The sequence below is a fragment of the Aquisalimonas sp. 2447 genome (assembly GCF_012044895.1).
Classification (GTDB): Bacteria; Pseudomonadota; Gammaproteobacteria; order Nitrococcales; family Aquisalimonadaceae; genus Aquisalimonas.
The window spans coordinates 1,953,752-1,974,200 of sequence record NZ_CP050695.1 but is presented as its reverse complement, the minus strand read 5'-3'; the positions used below and the strand labels follow the sequence as shown (position 1 = coordinate 1,974,200).

Below are 20,449 nucleotides of genomic sequence, written 5' to 3'. Positions count from 1 at the left end.
CTGTACCGTACGCGCCCATTACCGGGAGTGACTCATGGAACTCGATCCACTGCTGCTGTCCCGTATCCAGTTCGCGTTCGTGGTCTCGTGGCACATCATCTTCCCCGCTTTCACGATCGGCCTGGCCTCCTTCATCGCGGTACTGGAGGCACTGTATTTCCGCACCAACAACCCGGTGTACCTGCGCCTGTCGAAGTTCTGGATCAAGATCTTCGCGGTATCGTTCGGCATGGGCGTGGTGTCCGGCATCGTCATGTCGTTCCAGTTCGGCACCAACTGGAGTGCGTTCGCGTATGCGTCGGCCAACTTCATGGGGCCGGTGCTCAGCTACGAGGTCGTGACAGCGTTCTTCCTCGAGGCCACCTTCCTCGGCGTGCTGCTGTTCGGCCGCAGCAAGGTGCCCCAGGGCGCACACCTGTTCGCTGCCATCATGGTGGCCGTGGGCACGTTCATCTCCTCGTTCTGGATTCTGTCCGCCAACAGCTGGATGCAGACGCCGGCCGGGGTGGAGATGGTTGACGGGGTGTTCCGCGTCACCAGCTGGATCGAGGCGATCTTCAACCCATCGTTCCCGTTCCGCTTCGCCCACATGGTCCTCGCGGCCTTTCTGACCACGGGCTTCTTCGTGGTGGGCGTGAGCGCCTGGTACCTGCTGAAGAACAAGGCCGTGGAATCCGCCAAGGTGATGTTCTCCATGACCTTCTGGCTGCTGGCGGTGCTGGCGCCGGCGCAGGTGATCATGGGTGATCTGCACGGGCTCAACACGCTGGAGCATCAGCCACAGAAGGTCGCCGCCATGGAGGGCAATTGGGAAACCCGCGGTAACGTCCCGCTGTTGCTCTTTGCCATCCCGGATGCCGAGCGGGAGATGAACCACTTCGAGATCGGCATTCCCAGCATGGCGAGTGTCATCCTCAAGCATGACCCGGCGGGCGAGGTTCCGGGCCTGAAGGACTGGGCGCCCGAGGATCGGCCAGAGGTCGGCTGGGTTTTCTGGTCTTTCCGGGTCATGGTCGGCATTGGTTTTCTCATGGTCGCGGTGGCAATCACCAGTCTGGTCCTGCGCTACCGCAGGCGTCTCTTTGACGCCAGCTGGTTCCATCGCGTTTGCGTAGGCATGATGCCGCTCAGTTTCATTGCCGTGCTGGCCGGATGGCTGACAACGGAGACGGGGCGCTATCCATGGGTAGTGCACGGCATGATGCGCGTGGAGGACGGGCTGACCCCGGCGCTGACCGGAGGCGTGGCGCTGACCTCGCTGCTGGTCTACATCGCGGTTTATGCCGTGGTCTTCGCTGCCGGTGCGTACTACATCCTCAAGCTCATCCAGGGCGGACCGGACAAGGAAGAAGCGTCGGCCCACGACGTTCACAGCGAATACCGCCGCCGGCCCGCACGGCCGATGTCCGCCGCCGACGATGCTCTGGATACACGGGGGTAGAGGCCATGGAAACCATCGACCTGACATTGATCTGGGCGCTGATCATCGCCCTGGGCGTGTTCATGTACGTGCTCATGGACGGCTTTGACCTGGGTGTGGGTATCCTCTTCCCCTTTGCCCCCGGTGAAGAAGCCCGCGACACCATGATGAACACCGTGGCCCCGGTCTGGGACGGCAATGAGACCTGGCTGGTGCTGGGTGGCGCCGGGCTGCTCGGCGCCTTCCCCATGGTCTACTCGATCCTGCTGCCGGCGTTGTATCTGCCAGTATTGCTGATGCTGGTGGCCCTGATTTTCCGCGGTGTCGCATTCGAGTTCCGTTTCAAGGCCAAGGAGTCCAAATGGCTGTGGGATATCTCGTTCACCGTGGGCTCAACGCTGGCCGCGTTTTCCCAGGGCGTCATCCTGGGCGCCTTCATCCAGGGCTTCGAGGTGGTGGACGGCACCTATGTGGGCGGCATGTTCGACTGGCTCACGCCGTTCAGCATCATGACCGGATTCGGACTCGTGGCCGGCTACGCCCTTATCGGCTGCGCCTGGATCATCATGAAGACCATCGATGACGTGCGCGAATGGGCGTACGGCATTGCCCACCGCCTGCTGGGCGTCACGCTGCTGGCAGTGGTGATCGTCAGTATCTGGACGCCGCTGATGCACGACGCAATTGCCCAGCGCTGGTTCTCCTGGCCCAACCTGCTGTTCTTCTCGCCGGTGCCATTCCTCACCGCGCTGCTGGCCGTGGTGTTCTACCGGGCATTGTTAAACCGGCAGGACGCCCTGCCGTTCTTCTGCGCCCTGGGGCTGTATCTGCTCAGCTACACCGGGCTTGCCATCAGCCTGTGGCCCAACGTGATCCAGCCGGACATCACCCTGTGGGATGCGGCCTCGGCTCCGGAGTCTCAGTTGTTCCTGCTTCTGGGTGTGCTGTTCACCCTGCCGGTGATTCTCGGCTACACGACCTGGGTGTACTGGGTGTTCCGCGGCAAGGTGACGAAGGACTCGGTGGGTTACCACTGATGGCTGAAAGCGGACCCGTAGCGGAGGCGTGCCCATGGTCGACGGCCTGAGTCTCGGCCCGCTGTTCATGCCCTACCCCCGGTTGTTCCTGCTGTTGTCGGTGGCAGGCATGCTGGGGGTGGGGTATGTCCTGGAGCGCCGCACCGGCCGGCAGCTGTCCAATGCGCTTTGGCTGGTCCTGCTGGGCGGGTTGGTAATAGGCCGCCTCGGCTATGTGGTCCAGCAGTGGGATTTCTACCGGGATCACCCACTGCAGGCGCTGTATCTGTGGCAGGACGGCTACGCCATTGGGTTCGCCATCGGCGGTGGCGTTCTCACTGCGCTGATCCTGGCTTTGCTGCGGCGACCGCGGTCATGGCTTCTGGCCCCGCCCGTCGCCGCGGGGATCGCGCTCTGGTTCGGTCTGACCATGGCCGCGCCGCAGGCCGGCCACGACGGCCCCGGGATTCCGCCACTGGTGCTGGACAACACCGACGGTGAGCGGATTCCGCTGCAGGGGTTCCAGGGGGAGCCCCTGGTACTCAACCTTTGGGCCACCTGGTGCCCTCCCTGTCGCCGGGAAATGCCCGCGTTTCAGGCCGCCAGCGCTGATCGGGACGATGTCCAGTTCGTGTTCGGCAACCAGGGAGAGAGCGCCGACGACGTCCACGCCTACCTGGATGACGAAGAACTCCGGCTGGAGCATGTGCTGCTGGATACCGGGTCGGAACTGTCCAGCCATTTCGGCGCCCACGGCATGCCACTCACCCTCTTCTTCGCCGCCGACGGCAGCCTGCATGACGTCCACGTCGGCGAAGTCTCCGCCGCGCGTCTGCACCAGTACTTGCGGGACCTCACCAACGAACAATAGCGACCGGGACTCCAGGTGTGTGACTTTGTCACTGACGCATCACTGTCGCTGAGCAACACTCCCTCTAAAGAGGTAGCGCCGGTCCACGGGACCTGCGCTGCCAGGCCGCCTGGAGGGAGTAGACATGAGCCACCGTTCCGATAGCCGTCACGGCAGCATCAACCCCGGTCGCCGGCGTTTTCTCCAGGCCACGGGCGCCACCGGCGTCCTGGCCGCCGCCGGCGCCGTCACCGGCAGCCACCTGCTTTATTCGTCCAGCGTTCGCGCACAGCCTTCGAATGCCCGCATTGTCATTGTCGGCGCCGGCGCCGCGGGGATATCCCTGGCTTCGCGCCTGGCCCGTGAACTCGACGGCGCACGCATCACCATCGTCGATCCCAGGGAAGAGCACTACTACCAGCCCGGACTGACCCTGGTTGCCACCGGCGCCTGGGACGCCGAACGGGTGATCGACCGCAACGCCCGGTACATTCCGCGGGGCGTGGACTGGGTGCGCAGTGCGGTGGTCGAATACGACCCGGACAATGACCGTGTAGTCACGGACGGCGGCGACACCCTCGAGTACGACTACCTGCTGGTGGCCACCGGCCTGCAGGTGAACTTCGACGCTATCGAGGGCATGGAGCCTGGCCTGATCGGCCAGGAGGGCATTGCCTGTGTGTACGACAACCCCGATCACGCCGGGCGCAGCTGGAGGATGATCCGGGAGTTCACCGACTCCGGCGGGATCGGGCTGTTCACGCGCGCTCCGGGCGCCATCAAGTGTGCCGGGGCGCCACTGAAGGTGACCATGCTGAGCGAGCACCGGCTACGCCGTCAGGGCAACCGTAATGCCGCCGAACTCCACTACTTCCAGCCGGGCGACAGCCTGTTCTCGCAGCCGGATATGGACGAGTTCCTCAAGCGCCACTTCCCCGACGAGCGGGATATCAACGTGAACTGGCAACACCAGCTCAAGGCGATCGAGCCCGGTGCCCGGCAGGCCGTGTTCAGCACCGACAATGGTGAGCGCACGGTGGACTACGACTTTATCCACGTTGTCCCCCCGATGTCGGCGCCGGACCCGGTGCGCAACAGCGAGCTGGCCTGGGCGGACGGGCCCTTTGCCGGCTGGCTGGAAGTCGACCGTCACACCATGCAGCACCGGCGCTACCCCAACGTCTTCGGCGTGGGCGACGTGGTCGGCACCCCCATCGGCAAGACCGCCGCCAGCGTCAAGGCGCAGGTGCCGGTGGCCGTGGACAACCTTCTTGCCGTCATGCAGGAGCGCGAGCCCGCGGCCAGCTACAACGGCTACACCTCCTGTCCGCTGATCACGGAACAGGGGCGCGGCATCCTGGTGGAATTCGACTACGACCTGAAGATGGTGCCTTCCTTCGATTTCATCGACCCGTACAAGGAGCAATGGGTGCCCTGGGTCATGAAGGACCGCATGCTCCACGCCGCCTACAACGCCATGCTCCGCGGGCGCATCTGACGACGAACGGAAGGGAGGACTGACCATGGCATTTTCATTCATAGGCATCCTGGCCGTGTTCCTGGAGCTCTTCCGAGCCGCACTGGTTCCGTTGGGAGTACTGCTTGTTGCCTTTGTTGGCGTCGCCATCTACGTGCTTCTGCGCCGTCGCCAATTCAACACGGGCCCAGCCGTGCGACTGGCAGGCGCTGTCGGCGTCATGGTCGCACTGCTGGCGTTCGCGCTGACACCCGGTTTCTCCGGCGCGAGCCACGCACAAGTGACCAGCATCATCGACTACGCCGCGCTCTTCGGCGCGAGCCTGGGTGCCGGCATCGGCTTCGGCGTGGTGATCTACCCCTTCGTGCAGCTGGCTTTCCGGCGCGCACCCGGCTGACCCCGGGGCGCGCCGCAGCGCGACGCGGCGCCGGGACACTACTGCCCGGCGTCAAATCCACCCAGTCGAGTGAGTATCCATGGAACTCGATCCGCTTCTCCTGTCACGCATACAGTTCGCCTTCGTCGTCTCGTTTCATGCCATCTTCCCGGTGTTTACCATCGGGCTTGCGGCCTTCATCGCCACTCTGGAAGGGCTCTACTACCGCACGAACGACCCGGTCTATGCGCGGCTATCGCGTTTCTGGACCAAAGTCTTTGCGGTCGTGTTCGGCATGGGCGTCGTCTCCGGCATCGTCATGGCATTCCAGTTCGGCTCCAACTGGAGCGCCTTCTCGTACGCGTCGGCAAACTTCCTCGGGCCGATACTGAGCTACGAGGTGGTGACGGCCTTCTTCCTGGAAGCGACGTTCCTGGGTGTGCTGCTGTTCGGTCGCGACCGGGTGCCCCGGGGTGTCCACCTGTTCGCCGCCTGCATGGTCGCGCTGGGCACCTTCATCTCCTCGTTCTGGATTCTCTCCGCTAACAGCTGGATGCAGACACCGGCGGGCGTGGAAGTGCAGGACGGCCTGCTGCACGTGACCTCCTGGGCCGAGGCGATTTTCAATCCGTCCCTCTGGCCCCGCTTCGTCCATATGGCACTTGCGTCCTTCCTTACCGCCGGCTTCGTGGTCGCGGGCATCAGTGCCTGGTACCTGCGCCAGGGGCGAGAGACCGGCCTCAACCGCAAAGCGCTGGGCATGACTGTGGTCCTCCTGGCGCTCATCGCACCGGCGCAGCTGGTGGTCGGGGACTGGCACGGGCTGAACTCGTTCGAGCATCAACCCGCCAAGGTGGCCGCCATGGAGGGGGCCTGGGAGACCAAGGAGGGTGCCCCGCTGATCCTGTTCGCGATTCCGGATGCCAGCGCCGAGCGCAACCACTTCGAGATCGGCATCCCTTATGGCGCCAGCCTGATCCTGACGCATCAACTGGACGGCGAGGTTCCCGGGCTCAAGGAGTGGGCGGCAGAGGACCGGCCACCGGTGGGCTGGGTGTTCTGGAGCTTCCGCGTCATGGTGGCCATCGGCCTGCTGATGATCGTCATCGCACTGACGGGCCTGGTGCAGCGCCTGCGCGGGCGGCTGTTCCATTCCCCGCGTCTGTTGCGTGCCTTCACCTGGATGATCCCCACACCGTTCATCGCGGTACTGGCCGGCTGGTTCGTCACTGACATCGGCAGGCAGCCCTGGGTCGTGTACGGGATCATGCGCACCTCGGAGGGGGTCACGCCATCACTCACCGGCGGCATGGCCCTGTTCAGCCTGATCGGCTTCATCCTGGTCTACGCCGTCATCTTCACCGCCGGCCTGTATTATCTGGTGCGGATCTTTCAGTCCGGCCCCGAGGCCATCGACGCAGCAGAGACCGAGGGTGGCCACGCCAAACGTCCATTCTCGGCCGTGGAAACGGGCTTCGAGGGTGATACCACGCACACCGCGGACAGCAGGGGGTAAACCGGATGGAACTCATTGACCTCACCCTGATCTGGATCGGCATCATCGGTTTCGGTGTGTTCATGTACGTGCTCATGGACGGTTTCGATCTGGGCGTGGGCATCCTGTTCCCGTTCGCGCCGGGTGACACTGAACGGGACATCATGATGAACACCGTCGCTCCCGTCTGGGACGGCAACGAGACCTGGCTGATTCTCGGCGGCGCCGGGCTGCTGGCGGCTTTCCCACTGGTCTACACGGTGTTCCTGCCCGCACTGTATATTGGCGTATTCCTCCTCCTTGCCGGGCTGATCTTCCGCGGTGTCGCCTTCGAGTTTCGCTTCAAGGCGAACCGCTCACGCTACCTGTGGGACTGGTCCTTCTTTGGGGGGTCGCTGGTTGCCACCTTCGCCCAGGGGGCCGTGGTCGGCGCCTACATCCAGGGCTTTGAGACCGACGGGTTCACCTATGTGGGCGGCCCGCTGGACTGGCTCACCCCGTTCACCATCATGACCGGGCTGGCCCTGGTTGCGGGCTACACGCTGCTCGGCGCTACCTGGCTGATCCTCAAGACCACCGGCTCGCTGCAGGCCTGGGCGTATGCCGTGGCGTCACGCGTACTCCTTGCCGTTCTCGCGTTCTTCGTGATCATCAGCCTCTGGACGCCCCTGGCCGAAGCCCGGGTACTGGAACGCTGGCTCGGCAACATGGAATGGCTGTGGGTGTTCCCCCTGGTGACGCTCCTGGCCGCCGGCTGGCTCTGGCAGGCCATTCACCGGCAACGGGAAGGGACCCCGTTCGTGGCCACGCTGGTGCTGTTCATCACCTTCTACGTCGGTCTGTTAATCAGCATGTGGCCACTGGCCGTGCCACCGGACCACACGTTCTGGGATGCCGCCTCCGCTCCGGCGAGCCAGCTGTTCCTGCTGATCGGCGTGCTCTTCCTGACCCCCGTCGTGCTGGGGTATACCGCCTGGACGTACTGGGTGTTCCGAGGCAAAGTCACGCAGGAATCCGCGGGTTATCACTGAGGCTGAATGACCGAGTCCCGTGCCGTTGACGAAGCGCAAGCAGCAGGTAGCGATCAGGCACGCGCGGACCGCGCCTGGCTCGCGCAGCGGGCGCGGGCGGCCGGTCTCGCCCCCACGCTGACCGTGGTTGCCGGGACGGCTGCCGGCTGGGGCGTGATCCCCCAGGCCGGCCTGCTGGCCTGGCTGGTCCACGCCGTCACCGTGGAAGGTTCGGGGCTTGCAGAAGTGGGCGGCCTGCTGGGGTTGCTATTCCTGGTGGTCCTGTTCCGCTCCGGGGCCGTGGCAGTGCAGGAATGGAGCGCTGCAGAAACGGCCTATCGAGTGCATCGCCACGCCCGTGAGCGGATCTACGATCGCCTGCTCGGCCTCGGGCCCGCCGGGCTCGGGGGGCGCGCCACCGGCGCATTGGCCACTGCATTGCTGGAACAGGTCGCCGCCCTGGGGCCATTCGCCGCGCGCTACCGTCCGCAGATGGTGCTCACGGTAATCGTGCCGGTGGCCATTCTGATCACCGTGTTAATGCTGGACTGGCTGGCTGCCCTGCTGCTGTTGTTTGCGGCGCCGCTGATTCCCGCCTTCATGGCCATTGTCGGCATGGGCGCTGAAGCCGTAAGCCGCAGCCAGCACGAGGCACTGGCGCGCCTGGGCGGGTATTTCCTGGACCGACTCCAGGGGCTGGACCTGTTGCGCCACCTGGGGCGGGCCGAGAACGAAGCAACCACCCTGGCCGCCGTGGGCGAGGATTATCGCCGCCGCACCATGGCGGTGCTGCGGGTGGCATTTCTGTCCTCGGCGGTGCTGGAGTTCTTCAGCTCCGTGGCCATTGCGATGGTGGCGGTGTACATCGGCATGGGCCTGCTCGGCTTCGTGACCTTCGGCCCGGCGCCGGAGCTGACCCTTTTCACGGGCCTGTTCGTGCTGCTGCTGGCGCCGGAATTCTTCCAGCCCCTGCGCCAACTTGCCCAGCACTACCACGATCGGGCCGCCGCCCTGGGCGCGGCAGCGGAACTGCGCCCCCTGGACCAGACGCCCTCCCCCATGCCCGCAGGCGGAACCAAAGTGCCGCCACCGCAACCTCCCCACCTCGTTCTTGAAAGGGTCTCGCTGCGGGGGGATGGCGAGCAACCGATTCTCGCCGGCATCGATCTGGATATCGCTCCGGGCGAAGCGATCCTGCTGACGGGCCCCTCGGGCAGCGGCAAGACATCCTTGCTGGAGGTCCTGGCCGGGTTCCGGGACGTTGATGCCGGGGTCTTACGCATCAACGGCGATCCTTTAAGCGAGTTGGACCTGGACGCATGGCAACAACGCCTGGCGTGGCTTGCACAGACGCCGTACCTGTTTCCCGGCCGCATCATCGACAACCTGGCACCGAACGGGAGCATGCCCCCGGACGCCGCCGCTTCGGCCCTGGATCGCGCAGGTGCGACTGCCTTCGTACAACAACGCCCGGAACAACTGGAGACGCGGTTGGGCGAGCGGGGTCAAGGCTTGTCCGGGGGCGAAGGCCAGCGCCTCGCCCTTGCCCGGGCCTTGCTGCGCGGCGCCCCGCTGATGCTGGTGGATGAACCCACCGCCAGCCTGGATCCGGAAACCGCCGAACAGGTGAGCCAGGCTCTGCAGGCCGAGCACCAGCGCGGCGCCACTGTCATCATCGCCAGCCACGCAGGCGATCTGTTCCCCTGGGTACAACGGACCATCCGGCTCCGCCACGGCCGCCTTGTCGGAGCTCCCGATGACTGAACTCCGGGCCCTGCTACGCCTGCACTGGCCTCGCTGGCCCTGGCTGCTGGCCGGCGGGTTGCTGATGCTTGCCGCGGTGCTGGCCAGTTTTGGCCTGCTGGCCCTCTCCGGCTGGTTCATCACCGCCACCGGCCTGGCAGGGCTGGCTGGTACAGCTCTCGACATCTATCGCCCGGGTGCCGGGATCCGCTTTTTCGCCGTGGGGCGTGCCGTGACCCGGTACGGCGAACGCCTGGTGACCCACGAGGCGGTATTGCGACTTCTCGCAGATCTGCGCGTGCGGGTGTTCCGCGGACTCATGGGCCTGAGCCTCCCGCGCCTGTCGGCCTTGCGCAGCGGCGACACCCTCAGTCGGCTCACTGCGGATGTGGACGCTCTGGACCAGTTCTACCTGCGCATTCTGGCCCCGGTGGCCACCGCCCTGCTTGGGCTCACCGTGGCCGGGACCGTGCTGGCGCTGTTCGCCCCGATCGCCGCACTGGCCGTGATCGTCTGCATTCTTGCCGCCGCCCTGATTGCGGCCTGGATCAGCGGTCACATGGCCCGAGGCCCGGGCCGGGCGGTGGTTCAACAGGGGAGCCGCCTGCGGGAGCAGGCGGTCACGTCCCTGGAAAGCCTGGCCGAGCTGCGCATCTACGGAGCCGACGCCCTGGCTTCCCGGCAATTTCGCACCCTCGCCGCAACCTACGAGGGCAACCAGCGGGGGCTGGCGCGCATGGCCGGCCTGACCCAGGCAGCGGGAACGCTGGCGACACTACTGGCCGTATGGGTTGCGGCCGTGCTCATGGTGCCTCTGGTCCGCGCTGAGGCACTGTCAGGGCCAGGTTTTGCGCTGGTCCTGCTGGGCACTCTTGCCCTCATGGAGCTGCTGGTGCCGCTGCCGCTGGCAGCCCAGGCGCTCCCCCGCACCCTGGGTGCTGCGCGCCGCATCCTCAAGTTGACGCCGAAGCAGCCTGTCCATGCGGATGCAACGACGCTGCCCGGGGACGGCACGCTGGTCCTCGAGAATGTTGCCTTCACCACGACCACGGGAGAAGCACCATTGTTCGTCGGCGTGGATTTATACGTTGCGCCGGGGGACCGCATCGCCGTGTCCGGCCCCAGCGGTGCCGGCAAGAGCACGCTGATCAGTCTCGCCATCGGCGCGCGGGTGCCGAATGACGGCAGGATCCTGCTCGGTGGGACACCTGTGGCAAGCCTCAGCCCGGAGGACGCGGGCCTGCGGGCGGCCTGGCTGCCGCAGCGCACCATGGTGTTCGCCGCCACCGTGGCCGATAACCTGCGCCTGGCCGCCCCCCAGGCGACTGATGACGAGCTGCAGGCGGCGTTGTACGCCGCCGCTCTGGATTCGACGGTTGCGAACCTCCCCCAGGGATTGGCGACCCCGGTGGGCGCGGCGGGCCGGGCGCTCTCCGGTGGCGAGGCCCGCCGCCTTTGCCTGGCGCGAACGCTGCTGCAGCCGGCCCCGGTCCTGTTGCTGGACGAACCCACCCGCGGCCTGGACGACGACACGGCCCGTGACCTTCTGGCACGCCTCGGCAAAGCGGCCGGTGACCGGGCCGTCCTGATGGTGACCCATGACCCGGATCTGCTTCCCGCCGGGTTTACCCGCTACAGCCTGTCCCGGGGGCGCCTCCACCCGGCGGTTTGATATACTCTCTGATCTCCGAGTTCACGGAGCGCGAGCAGGAGGAACAGCGGTGTCCAGCGACGCACCCGGCACCCCCGAGTACATCACCCGCGGCCAGGAGATCGTCGAGGATCTCCATTCGGACTACCAGCACATTGTCATCACCCGCGATCCGGACTACGGGTATGTTCTGTACCTGGACGGGGACATGCAGATCGCGGAATCCGACGCCGCTTACCACCGCGCCGTCACCGACCCCATAATCCAGGCCGGGCTCATGGGCCGGGTTCTGATCCTCGGTGGCGGTGACGGCGGCGTGCTCAAGGCGGCCGTCCATGCCGGCGCCACGCAGGCCACCCTGGTGGACATCGATGCCAAGGTCGTGGAACTGGCAAGGATGTATCTCCCGGGGCTGTGCGAGGACGCCTTCGACGCCCCGAATGCGCGGGTGGTCATCGGCGACGCTTTCGCCTGGCTGGACGCCGCCGCCGGTTACGACGCCATTGTCTATGACCTCACCATGGAACCCGTGCGGGAGAATCAGAGCCGGCTGGAATTCATCGAGGAGATCGTCAGCCGGGCCGCCACCAGCCTCCAGCCGGAAGGTATGCTGACCATGCAGTGCTGCAGCGAGCATCAGCCGCAATTGCGGGAGGAAATCCACCAGGCCCTGACCCGGCACTTTACTGCGGTATCCCAGCGCCCGGTGGTGGTGCCTTCCTATCACGAGCGCTGGATCTTCGCCGGGGCGCGCTACCCCCGCCGCGACTGATCTGCGACGCCCCGCTCACGGCGCCGCCACCACCACCGCGTGGCGCTCCATCTCACTACCGCGGCTGAACGCCTCCTGGGGCAGCGGGTCCGCATGGGCTGCGCGGAAATCCTCGCTGCCAACCCAGGCATCGAAGGCCTCCTTGCTCTGCCAGACGCTCTGCACCAAGTAGGGAAGCCCGTCTGCCTCCGGCCGCAACACCTCCATGCGCACGAATCCCGGGTTGTGGTGGATACGCCCGGCTCGTTGCCGAAAGCGCTCCTCGAACGCGTCCTCCCATCCCGGGGCAACAAACACGCGATTGGTTACCTGGTACATGGCGATCACCTTGATTCCGACGGGATAGCAGTGTGTCCCGGCCATGGCCTCGTTTACAATCGCGGTTTTGGCGACAGCGTCTGTCCACCGGGAGGCATCATCTTGACTACCAAAGCGCTTCAGGCCGCAGTCGATCACCGCTGGGAGAAAGAAATCCTCACGGAGATGGAGGGTTTTATACGCATACCGGCGAAATCGCCGGCCTTCGATCCGGACTGGGCCGCCAACGGTTACCTGGAAGACGCCATCGCCCATGCCGAACGCTGGTGCCGCGCAACCGCACCGGCGGACGCCAGTATTGAGGTAATCCGCCTGGACGGGCGCACGCCACTGCTGCTGGTGGACGTTCCCGGCAACCGCGACGGCACCATTCTGCTCTACGGTCACCTGGACAAGCAGCCGGAGGTCAGCGGCTGGAGTGACGGCCTCGGCCCGTGGCAACCGGTACTGAGGGACGAGCGGCTTTACGGGCGCGGCAGTGCCGATGACGGCTACGCCGTATACGCCTCGCTGGCCGCGGTCACGGCGGTGCACGAGCAGGGTCTGCCCCACGGCCGCTGCCTGTTGCTGATCGAGACCTGCGAGGAGAGCGGCAGCTACGATCTGCCCCACTACATCGATCATCTCCGCCAGCGCATCGGCCAGCCCGACCTGGTGCTGTGTCTCGATTCCGGCTGCGGCAACTACGAACAGATGTGGTGCACCACCTCACTGCGCGGCATGGCGGCGGGCACACTGCAGGTGGAGACGCTGACCCAGGGGGTGCACTCCGGCGATGCAGGGGGCGTGGTGCCGTCGTCGTTTCGCATCGCCCGCCACCTGCTGGAGCGCCTTGAGGACTCCACCGACGGACGGATCACTCCGGCGGCATTCAACGCGGAGATTCCCGATGAGCGCCGCGCTCAGGCGAGAGCCGCTGCGGAGGTGGTGGGCGCCACCCTGCGGGACCGATTTCCCTTCACGGGGGAAACCCGGGCCGAGGAACAGGACCTCACGGAGCTGGTCCTGAACCGCAGCTGGCGGCCGGCACTGGAGATCACCGGTGCCGACGGGCTGCCGACCATTGCAGACGCCGGCAATGTGCTCCGCGCAGCCACAGCCTTCAAGCTGGCCCTGCGGCTGCCGCCGACGGTGGAGGGCACGGCGGCAACGGCCCGGCTGAAGGATCTGCTGGAGGCAAACCCGCCCCATGGCGCCCGGGTGACCTTCACCCCGGACCAGGCGGCCACCGGGTGGCATGCTCCGCCCCTGAGCCCCTGGCTGGCGGAGACCATGGATGCGGCTTCCCGGGATGCCTTCGGTGCACCGGTGATATACATGGGCGAAGGCGGCACCATCCCGTTCATGGCATTGCTCAGCGAAGCGTTTCCGAAGGCACAGTTCGTCATCACCGGCGTGCTCGGCCCCCAGTCCAACGCCCACGGACCGGACGAATTCCTGCACGTACCCACCGCGCGCCGGCTCACCACATGCGTGGCGCGGATTATAGCGGCGCATGGGTCGCGAGACACTGGGTAGCGAGGGCTTCGATCCGGGGCGGCTTCGGCGGGAGCGGGGGCGGTCTCCGGGGCTCCGGAGCTCCGCCTAACTTTTCTCCTGACGAAGAAAAGTTCCCTCCACTCCGGCCTGGCCGGCTTACGCTCCGGGGCTCCGCTAGTCGCCCCGGAGACCGCCCCCGCTCCCGCCGAAGCCTATCTGCCAAATGGAGCCCCCAACGTCACAACTGGTTTTTTATACAGTCTCTCTGTCATAATCAGTCCTCCGTACGGAGGGCGCTTCATGCTCAAGGGTCGCGGTACCGACCAGGACATCCCCGGCCGCTTTGCGCGGCAGACCAGACAGGCCTGCGACGACGGCTGGCCCGAGCTTCCCGATGCAGAGACATCGGCGCCGCAAACGCAGTGCGCCCCCGAGACGGCACGCAGCATCATCACCCGGAACCAGTCCCCGGACGTCCCCTTTACTCAGTCCGTGAATCCCTACAGGGGCTGTGAACACGGGTGTATTTACTGTTTCGCGCGCCCGAGCCACGCCTACCTGGATCTGTCGCCCGGCATCGACTTCGAAACCCGCCTGAGCGCCAAGACCAATGCCGCAGAACGCCTGCGTGCCGAACTGGCGAAGCCGGCCTATCACTGCAACCCCATCGTGCTCGGCACCAATACCGACCCCTACCAGCCAGTGGAGCGCCACTGGGGCGTGACGCGCCAGGTGCTGGAAGTGCTCCGGGAATGCCGCCATCCGGTGAGTATCATCACCAAGGGCGCCGGGATCCTGCGGGATCTGGATCTGCTCGCCGAAATGGCCGAGTATCGCCTGGTCTCAGTGATAATCAGCCTGACCTCCATGAACGCCAGGCTGAAACGCGCACTGGAGCCCCGCGCTGCCTCGCCCGCGGGTCGCCTGCGGGTGATCCGGGAACTGCATGAACGCGGCATCCCAGTGGGTACATTGATCGCCCCGGTCATTCCCGCCCTCACCGATCACGAGCTCGAGGATCTGCTCGCCGCGGCGGCGGAGGCCGGCGCAAGCGAGGCGGGCTACGTGCTGCTGCGCCTGCCCTGGGAAGTCCGCCCCCTGTTCAGGCAATGGCTCCAGGAGCACTACCCGGAACGCGCAGAGCACGTGATGAGCCTGCTGCGGCAGGCGCGGGACGGCCGCGAGAACGATCCCTGTTTCGGCAGTCGCATGCGCGGCAGCGGCCCCTGGGCCGACCTCCTCGAGCAGCGCTTCCGGAAAGCCCTGCGGCGACATGGACTGGACCGCCGCAGTCACCCGCAACTCGACGCCAGTCTGTTCCGCGCACCCCACCCCGGCGGCCAACAGGACCTGTTCGACGATGCTGGTCCGTAGCGCGTATTCGCCGCTATCCTGACCCCTGCACATTGCCCGGATTTACCAACGGGTCACGCTCTAACAGGATGGATGCGCCATGGCAGCGAATGAACCGGACATGCTCACAACCCTGGATGCGGTCGCGAGACGGCTGGCAACGGCCCGGCGCGCCCTTTTCATCACCGGTGCGGGGCTGTCTGCAGACTCGGGGCTGCCCACCTATCGCGGCGTGGGTGGGATCTACGACGACGGCGTGACCGAGGAGGGTGTTCCCTTTGAAGTCGCCCTCTCCGGAGACATGTTCCAGCGCAACCCGGAAGTCACCTGGAAGCACATCGCGCGGATCGAGTCCGCCACGCGGGGTGCGTGCTGCAATCGCGGGCACGAGGTTCTGGCCGCTCTGGAAGAGCGCCTGGAACGCGGCTGCCTGCTCACTCAGAACGTGGACGGCTTTCACCACCAGGCGGGAAGCCGCAACGTGATCGAAATCCACGGCAACGTCCATCGCCTGCGTTGCACTGCCTGCGACCGGCTCAAGGACGTGGACGATTTCTCCGGTCTTACCATGCCACCACGCTGCATACGCTGCGCTGGCCTGCTCCGCCCGGACGTGGTGCTGTTCGGTGAGATGCTGCCTTTCGCTGCTCTGGACCGCCTCGCCGCGGAAAGTGCGGAAGGGTTCGACATTGTCTTCAGTATCGGCACGACCGGGGTGTTTCCGTACATTACCGAACCATTGCTTGCCGCTGGTCGCCAGGGCGCTATGACGGTGGAAATCAACCCCGCCGAGACAGAGATCTCCGCCGTGGTCGACTACCGGTTGCCGGATCGGGCAGCACCGGTTCTTGGAGCCCTGTGGGACCGTTTTGAATCGGCCCACGGCCACGGCTGACCGCGGCCGCCCTCACCTGCGACATACTTCATGGGCATGCGCCGGTGAAGCTGGTACCTTTGCCCGCATAACGATTCTGACACGATCGGGGCGCGGCATCCGATCCGGGCAAAAAAGAACGGATAACAATGGCAACGACAGACGCCGCCACTCAGTCGGCCCGCCCCTCCCTGCTGGATGAGCTCGAACAGCTTGACGCCCGGGAAACGCTGGATGAGAAGGACCTCGAACGGCTCCTGTTCCTTTTCCGCGCCTCGGATCCCGGGGTATATCAGCCCGCTGCATACAGTCTGGGACGCCGCGCTGCCCAGGACGACACGGTGGACCGCGCCCTCTATAACTACGCCTGTTCGCGCAGCATCGACCCGGAACGCCCACTGCAACTGAATGGCCAGCGCAGCACGCGTCGCGTCCTCCTGGCGCGCACCAGCACTTGGGTCCATGCGCCGGCAGATCAGCGTGGACCACCGCCAATCTCCTCCGCATCCCTCGGCGACGGTCGCCCCGGTAACGCCGCCGACGCTGCCGTGCTGCTACAGGTCGTCGCCGAGCTGTTGGCCACCCGCGCCCTGGAGGGGCTTACCGAGGCGGCCCTGGGCCTGCTGGAAGATCTACCTGACCACCGCGCCGGGCGCATGGTGTGGCGGCGATGGACCGAACTGCTGTTCGCCATCCGCGGCCACGGCATCCCCATGCATGTCCCCTCCTGCACCGCCGCCTGGCGCGACGCCCTGGACTGCCTGGTGGTGTCCATTGGCGACGACAAGCCAGTGGCTGACGGCACCCGTCGGCTGCTCTGCCTGGATGAGCTTTTCCATGTCGCGGGACGCCATCCCGACGCACTCCAGGAACTCAGCTCGGCCTGGCCGCAGACGGTAACCGAAGCCGACCGCCGCTGGTGTCGCCTGCGCTTCGCTACCTGGTGCCGGCGGCATTTTCCCAACCGCAACCCGCTGCTCACCGTGGAACCCAGGGAATACGGCGGTCTGGCACGCCGGGCGGCGGAACTGGAGCGTGCCAGCCAGGAACGCCCGGGCTATATCGGCGCTTCGCCGGTGGAGGCGCATGGTCAGGCACTGCTGGACGCGCTGGCGGACATGCTTGCCCGTCCCGCCAACTGGCACCGCCTGCCGGCTCGGGAGCGGGCGTTGGCCCTGTTCCTGATCACCGACCTGGACCGGGCCACGCCTCTGGAGCCGAATCGGCTCGCGGCACTTCCGGGGGTACGGATCGGCAACAGCGGCCTCAGCGTGCCTTGGGTCCTTCGCGTTGCCGACTGGGAGGCCATCGCCGCGGACAAGCTGCTAGATACCCGGGTACTGCACGGTATCAACGACCTCGGCCTCCAGGAGCAGCTGGTTCAGCGCCACCGCGGTGGTGACGGCGAACTCGCCGACGTCCTTGAGCATCGTTTCCGCAGCTTCATGGGCACCCAGGGCTGGGATGCACGGCGTTTTCTGCTCCGCATCCATGCCCGTCAGCCTTCACCACAGCTGTTCCGGCGCATGGCCACCGTCGCGAGTGACCGCCCGTACGAGGACAGCAACGGCGAGCTGATTCCGTTACGGGAATGGTGCCAGGGTCTAGCCGAGGAAAGAGTGGATGCCGCCCGCCCCGGACTGGACTCGCCGGACGGACACCGCCGGGTTGTCATCACCGCGCTCCGGGAGCTTGCCAGCGACCCTGGAGCGCCCGCCGACGGCATCCGCACCCTGCTGTCCCTGATCGGGCGGGCCGGCACCACCATCGGTGCACCGCCCGGCACCGTCGTCGGGTTGTTGCGCTACCTCGGCGCCCCGGCCGGCGCCGACGGGTTGCCGGAGAACGCCATGGACGACGCCCAGGGAGAGCTGCTGACTCTCTCGGAACTGCTTGAGGCCGGCGCTTGGCGGGAACCTCACCGCTCCCGTGAAGCGGCGGCAAGCCTGGATCACCGACTGGCGACCCTGGAACAGCTGCTGACCCCCTTGCTGCCTGCGAGCGAGGCGACTCTGCTCCAAAACGCCTGCAACGCCCTGCGTCGCTACTCACGAGCCTGGCTGGAGGGGCTCGACGCCGTGGCCCAGGCCACGCTGCACACTGACGATACGCCGGAACAGTGGTCGGCGGCCCTGGCATCCGTTCCCTCCGAGATTCCGGTGTCCCTGCGTCCGCCGCTGCTGCTGGAGATCTGGAACAGCCTGCATACCGACACGCGGCGCCCCATTCTGCTGCTGCGCTGGGCCACCGAGGGGCTGGATCACCACTCCCTGCCCGAGGTCATCGACGCCCTGGCACTGCGCTGGCGAGGGCAGCTGGAGCGTGCCATGTCCTCCGGCGCCACTGCTGACGTGCACATGCTCATGCGGGATCCGCTGTTCGCGCCAATGCGCGAACGCATCAACGACCCGGACCTCGGCCGCCAGTTACGCCAATGGCACTTTGACCGCCTGCAGCCACTGCGCGGGGTCGCCTCCGGTCAACGTGTCGGCGGCTCGGCGAATGCCCTCTCCGGTCTGGCCGGTTTCCTGGGCCATTTCGCCGCCGTGTGGATCGGTCTGCTCGTGGGCGCCATTCTCATGCTGGACTTCGGTGACGCCTGGCGCGAGATTGCTTCCGGGGGCGACACACGCGGCATCGCCATCACCTTCCTGCTCGGCGCCGGCGGGACCGCCGCCTACCTCATGGCCAATCTTCGGGGCAAGGTACGGCGCAGCCCGGAAGAGGCAGCACTATCGTTCTGGCTGGCGCAGCTGGGCCGAGTCATGGTCTTTCTGAGCCTGTGCCTGGTCTATACCCTGCTGGTCACCGGCGGCCTCTGGCTGCTGCTCTCCGGCACCGACGAGGTCGTTCACGGCCCAATGGCCCTGGGACACATCGCGGTCTGGGCCGGGTTCGCACTATTCGCCGGAACCTTCTTCGGCCTGGTCGCCAAGGACATCTGATTTCCGACGGTCCAGGGGTTTAGCGCTTCCCTAGACGATCGAGCAACCGCTGCTGGTAGGCGGGATCCGTGGTCAGCAAGCTGAGGCCACGGCCCCGCTTCTCGGCGAGCTGCATGCGCAGCACCTCCAGGCGACGACGGGCATCGCTGCGGCCGGCCTGATCCTCCACCGGCAACTGCTCCAGCAGCTCTTCCACGGTGTTGATCTCCCGCTGCAGCTGCATTTCCGGGGGCAGGAAGCCTGCGTTCTTCAGCAATCGGTAGCCGGCCCGCAGATGCGCCGGCACCATGGCATCGTCGTCCAGCTGCTGGCGCCTGCCGGAACCGGGAAGATTGTCCAGCTCGCCCCGGTCCCGCGCCTCGGCGACACGCTGCTCCGCGATCTCGTCCAGCAGCGACATACTCACCGCCTCCACACCACGTCCGCGGTCTTCAGGATAGCACTGCGTCGAAAGCAAAGGCTTGCATTTGTCCGATATTGGACTATCATGGTTGGCACATTCTCTGGAGGCATAATGAATCACTCCGACGCTGCTGCCAAACCCAAGTACATGCGGCTGTTGCGCGAGCTCGTCCAGGCCTATCAGGCCTTTGAGGCGTATACGATGCCTCATATCAAGTCATGGGGCCTGACCCCCGCGCAGTTTGATGTCATAGCGACCCTGGGCAATACGGAGGGGATGACCTTCCGTGAACTCGGTGAGCGTACCCTGATTTACAAGACGACCCTCACCAGCGTGGTCGACCGCCTTCAGGAGCGCGGACTGGTGGAACGCCGCCCCTCGACAACGGATCGCCGCAGTACGCTGGCCGTGCTCACCCCCGAGGGAGACGCGCTGTTCCAGGAGGCGTTCAATGACCACGCCGAACACCTGCGCCGGCGGCTGGAACGCCTGTCGGAAGATGAAATGGAGGAGGCCATCACCCAGTTGCGACGGGTAAAGGACACATTCAGCTGACGAAACCGCGGGGAATGCCCCGCAATTTTACGCCCTAATAGTCCGATTTCGGACCAATCCCGTGAGGTGCACCATGAAAGTACTCATCGTTTACTACAGCACGTTCGGCAACGTTCTCGACATGGCCCGTCTGGTGGCGGAAGGCGTGAAAACCGTTCCTGGTGCCGAGCCGGTGATCCGCACCGTCCCGGAACTCATGCCCGAGGAGGTCATTAACGGCAACGAGGGCATGAAGGCCGGGCGCGACAAGCAGAAGGACATTCCCCTGGTCACCGACGACGACTTCCGCGAAGCCGGGGCCATTGCCTTCGGTACCCCGACACGCTTCGGCAACATGGCGTCACAGCTCAAGAACCGGATCGATCAGGTCAGTGCGCTGTGGATGGAGGGCGTATTCGAGGACAAGCCGGCCGGCATGTTCGTCTCCACCGCCAGTCTCCACGGCGGACAGGAGGCCACCATCACGTCCAGCATCGGACCGCTCATGCACCTTGGCATGATCCCGGTGGGTGTTCCCTATTCCACCCAGGAGCTGTTCGTGACCCAGGGTGGCGGCTCGCCTTACGGCCCCGGACACATTGCCGGCGGCAATAATGATCGCGAGATCGACAGCGAGGAAGCGGCCATCTGCCGTGCCCTTGGCGCGCGTCTGGCGCGTATCGGCATGAAGCTGCAGAGCTGATTGCCAGCCTGCCCGGGTACCGGCGGCTTG

At 65.9% G+C, this 20,449-nt stretch carries 18 protein-coding genes; 16 read left to right on the top strand and 2 right to left on the bottom strand.

All coding sequences use genetic code 11. The annotated features are described in order from the left end of the window. Nucleotides 1-34: 34 nt before the first annotated feature. From KU884_RS09315 to KU884_RS09270, 10 genes are all read left to right on the top strand, one after another. Nucleotides 35-1,441 (top strand): cytochrome ubiquinol oxidase subunit I, encoded by a 1,407-nt coding sequence (locus KU884_RS09315; RefSeq protein ID WP_167782385.1) that lies wholly within the window; start codon nt 35-37, stop codon nt 1,439-1,441. A 5-nt stretch (nt 1,442-1,446) separates the two neighbouring features. Then, nucleotides 1,447-2,457, top strand: coding sequence for a cytochrome d ubiquinol oxidase subunit II (cydB, locus tag KU884_RS09310; protein WP_167782384.1), 1,011 nt, complete (start codon nt 1,447-1,449; stop codon nt 2,455-2,457). A gap of 34 nt (nt 2,458-2,491) precedes the next feature. Further along, on the top strand, nt 2,492-3,307 hold the full coding sequence (locus KU884_RS09305) for a TlpA disulfide reductase family protein (protein ID WP_167782383.1): 816 nt from the start codon (nt 2,492-2,494) through the stop codon (nt 3,305-3,307). Nucleotides 3,308-3,431: 124 nt separating this feature from the next. Continuing rightward, entirely contained in the window at nt 3,432-4,784 is a 1,353-nt protein-coding gene (locus tag KU884_RS09300) for an NAD(P)/FAD-dependent oxidoreductase (RefSeq protein WP_167782382.1), read from the top strand. Nucleotides 4,785-4,809: 25 nt separating this feature from the next. After that, nucleotides 4,810-5,160, top strand: coding sequence for a hypothetical protein (locus KU884_RS09295; RefSeq protein WP_167782381.1), 351 nt, complete (start codon nt 4,810-4,812; stop codon nt 5,158-5,160). Between the two features lie 79 nt (nt 5,161-5,239). Continuing rightward, nucleotides 5,240-6,655 (top strand): cytochrome ubiquinol oxidase subunit I, encoded by a 1,416-nt coding sequence (locus KU884_RS09290; RefSeq protein WP_167782380.1) that lies wholly within the window; start codon nt 5,240-5,242, stop codon nt 6,653-6,655. A gap of 5 nt (nt 6,656-6,660) precedes the next feature. Further along, nucleotides 6,661-7,665, top strand: a complete 1,005-nt coding sequence (cydB, locus tag KU884_RS09285) for a cytochrome d ubiquinol oxidase subunit II (RefSeq protein ID WP_167782379.1) — start codon at nt 6,661-6,663, stop codon at nt 7,663-7,665. 6 nt (nt 7,666-7,671) lie between these two features. Further along, entirely contained in the window at nt 7,672-9,408 is a 1,737-nt protein-coding gene (cydD, locus tag KU884_RS09280) for a thiol reductant ABC exporter subunit CydD (RefSeq protein ID WP_167782378.1), read from the top strand. Continuing rightward, entirely contained in the window at nt 9,401-11,059 is a 1,659-nt protein-coding gene (cydC, locus tag KU884_RS09275; RefSeq protein ID WP_167782377.1) for a thiol reductant ABC exporter subunit CydC, read from the top strand. Before cydD ends, cydC begins: the two co-directional genes overlap by 8 nt. A 49-nt stretch (nt 11,060-11,108) precedes the next feature. Beyond that, nucleotides 11,109-11,810: a methyltransferase gene (locus KU884_RS09270; RefSeq protein ID WP_254432228.1), complete on the top strand. Its 702-nt coding sequence runs from the start codon at nt 11,109-11,111 to the stop codon at nt 11,808-11,810. A gap of 15 nt (nt 11,811-11,825) precedes the next feature. On the opposite strand, the gene KU884_RS09265 is transcribed toward KU884_RS09270, so the two are convergent. Beyond that, complete coding sequence (locus tag KU884_RS09265) at nt 11,826-12,128, bottom strand: antibiotic biosynthesis monooxygenase (protein ID WP_167782375.1); 303 nt, start codon at nt 12,126-12,128, stop codon at nt 11,826-11,828. A 102-nt stretch (nt 12,129-12,230) separates the two neighbouring features. On the opposite strand from KU884_RS09265, the gene KU884_RS09260 reads away from it, so the two are divergent. From KU884_RS09260 to KU884_RS09245, 4 genes are all read left to right on the top strand, one after another. Continuing rightward, a complete protein-coding gene (locus KU884_RS09260; RefSeq protein ID WP_254432227.1) occupies nt 12,231-13,646 on the top strand; it encodes a M20/M25/M40 family metallo-hydrolase in 1,416 nt (471 codons plus the stop codon). Nucleotides 13,647-13,907: 261 nt separating this feature from the next. Next, a complete protein-coding gene (locus KU884_RS09255; protein WP_167782374.1) occupies nt 13,908-14,981 on the top strand; it encodes a PA0069 family radical SAM protein in 1,074 nt (357 codons plus the stop codon). Nucleotides 14,982-15,060: 79 nt separating this feature from the next. Beyond that, the gene (locus tag KU884_RS09250; protein ID WP_167782373.1) at nt 15,061-15,855 is read left to right on the top strand and encodes an NAD-dependent protein deacylase; all 795 of its coding nucleotides are present in this window, start codon (nt 15,061-15,063) and stop codon (nt 15,853-15,855) included. A gap of 128 nt (nt 15,856-15,983) precedes the next feature. Further along, nucleotides 15,984-18,779: a hypothetical protein gene (locus KU884_RS09245; RefSeq protein ID WP_167782372.1), complete on the top strand. Its 2,796-nt coding sequence runs from the start codon at nt 15,984-15,986 to the stop codon at nt 18,777-18,779. A 19-nt stretch (nt 18,780-18,798) separates the two neighbouring features. Here the strand turns inward: KU884_RS09245 and KU884_RS09240 are convergent, their stop codons facing one another. Continuing rightward, nucleotides 18,799-19,179: a DnaJ family domain-containing protein gene (locus tag KU884_RS09240; protein WP_167782371.1), complete on the bottom strand. Its 381-nt coding sequence runs from the start codon at nt 19,177-19,179 to the stop codon at nt 18,799-18,801. A 114-nt stretch (nt 19,180-19,293) separates the two neighbouring features. On the opposite strand from KU884_RS09240, the gene KU884_RS09235 reads away from it, so the two are divergent. Both KU884_RS09235 and wrbA read left to right on the top strand, forming a co-directional pair. Beyond that, nucleotides 19,294-19,737 (top strand): MarR family winged helix-turn-helix transcriptional regulator, encoded by a 444-nt coding sequence (locus KU884_RS09235; RefSeq protein ID WP_167782370.1) that lies wholly within the window; start codon nt 19,294-19,296, stop codon nt 19,735-19,737. Nucleotides 19,738-19,810: 73 nt separating this feature from the next. Continuing rightward, on the top strand, nt 19,811-20,419 hold the full coding sequence (wrbA, locus tag KU884_RS09230) for an NAD(P)H:quinone oxidoreductase (RefSeq protein ID WP_167782369.1): 609 nt from the start codon (nt 19,811-19,813) through the stop codon (nt 20,417-20,419). Nucleotides 20,420-20,449: the final 30 nt, after the last annotated feature.

Bases quoted from the DNA above. Each gene is read 5' to 3' on its own strand.
- KU884_RS09290 (WP_167782380.1), top strand. From the start codon at position 5,240: ATGGAACTCGATCCGCTTCTCCTGTCACGCATACAGTTCGCCTTCGTC.
- KU884_RS09240 (WP_167782371.1), bottom strand. From the start codon at position 19,179: ATGTCGCTGCTGGACGAGATCGCGGAGCAGCGTGTCGCCGAGGCGCGG.
- KU884_RS09235 (WP_167782370.1), top strand. From the start codon at position 19,294: ATGAATCACTCCGACGCTGCTGCCAAACCCAAGTACATGCGGCTGTTG.
- KU884_RS09295 (WP_167782381.1), top strand. From the start codon at position 4,810: ATGGCATTTTCATTCATAGGCATCCTGGCCGTGTTCCTGGAGCTCTTC.
- KU884_RS09305 (WP_167782383.1), top strand. From the start codon at position 2,492: ATGGTCGACGGCCTGAGTCTCGGCCCGCTGTTCATGCCCTACCCCCGG.
- wrbA (WP_167782369.1), top strand. From the start codon at position 19,811: ATGAAAGTACTCATCGTTTACTACAGCACGTTCGGCAACGTTCTCGAC.
- KU884_RS09255 (WP_167782374.1), top strand. From the start codon at position 13,908: ATGCTCAAGGGTCGCGGTACCGACCAGGACATCCCCGGCCGCTTTGCG.
- cydB (WP_167782384.1), top strand. From the start codon at position 1,447: ATGGAAACCATCGACCTGACATTGATCTGGGCGCTGATCATCGCCCTG.
- KU884_RS09250 (WP_167782373.1), top strand. From the start codon at position 15,061: ATGGCAGCGAATGAACCGGACATGCTCACAACCCTGGATGCGGTCGCG.
- cydD (WP_167782378.1), top strand. From the start codon at position 7,672: ATGACCGAGTCCCGTGCCGTTGACGAAGCGCAAGCAGCAGGTAGCGAT.
- cydB (WP_167782379.1), top strand. From the start codon at position 6,661: ATGGAACTCATTGACCTCACCCTGATCTGGATCGGCATCATCGGTTTC.
- cydC (WP_167782377.1), top strand. From the start codon at position 9,401: ATGACTGAACTCCGGGCCCTGCTACGCCTGCACTGGCCTCGCTGGCCC.
- KU884_RS09245 (WP_167782372.1), top strand. From the start codon at position 15,984: ATGGCAACGACAGACGCCGCCACTCAGTCGGCCCGCCCCTCCCTGCTG.
- KU884_RS09300 (WP_167782382.1), top strand. From the start codon at position 3,432: ATGAGCCACCGTTCCGATAGCCGTCACGGCAGCATCAACCCCGGTCGC.
- KU884_RS09315 (WP_167782385.1), top strand. From the start codon at position 35: ATGGAACTCGATCCACTGCTGCTGTCCCGTATCCAGTTCGCGTTCGTG.
- KU884_RS09265 (WP_167782375.1), bottom strand. From the start codon at position 12,128: ATGTACCAGGTAACCAATCGCGTGTTTGTTGCCCCGGGATGGGAGGAC.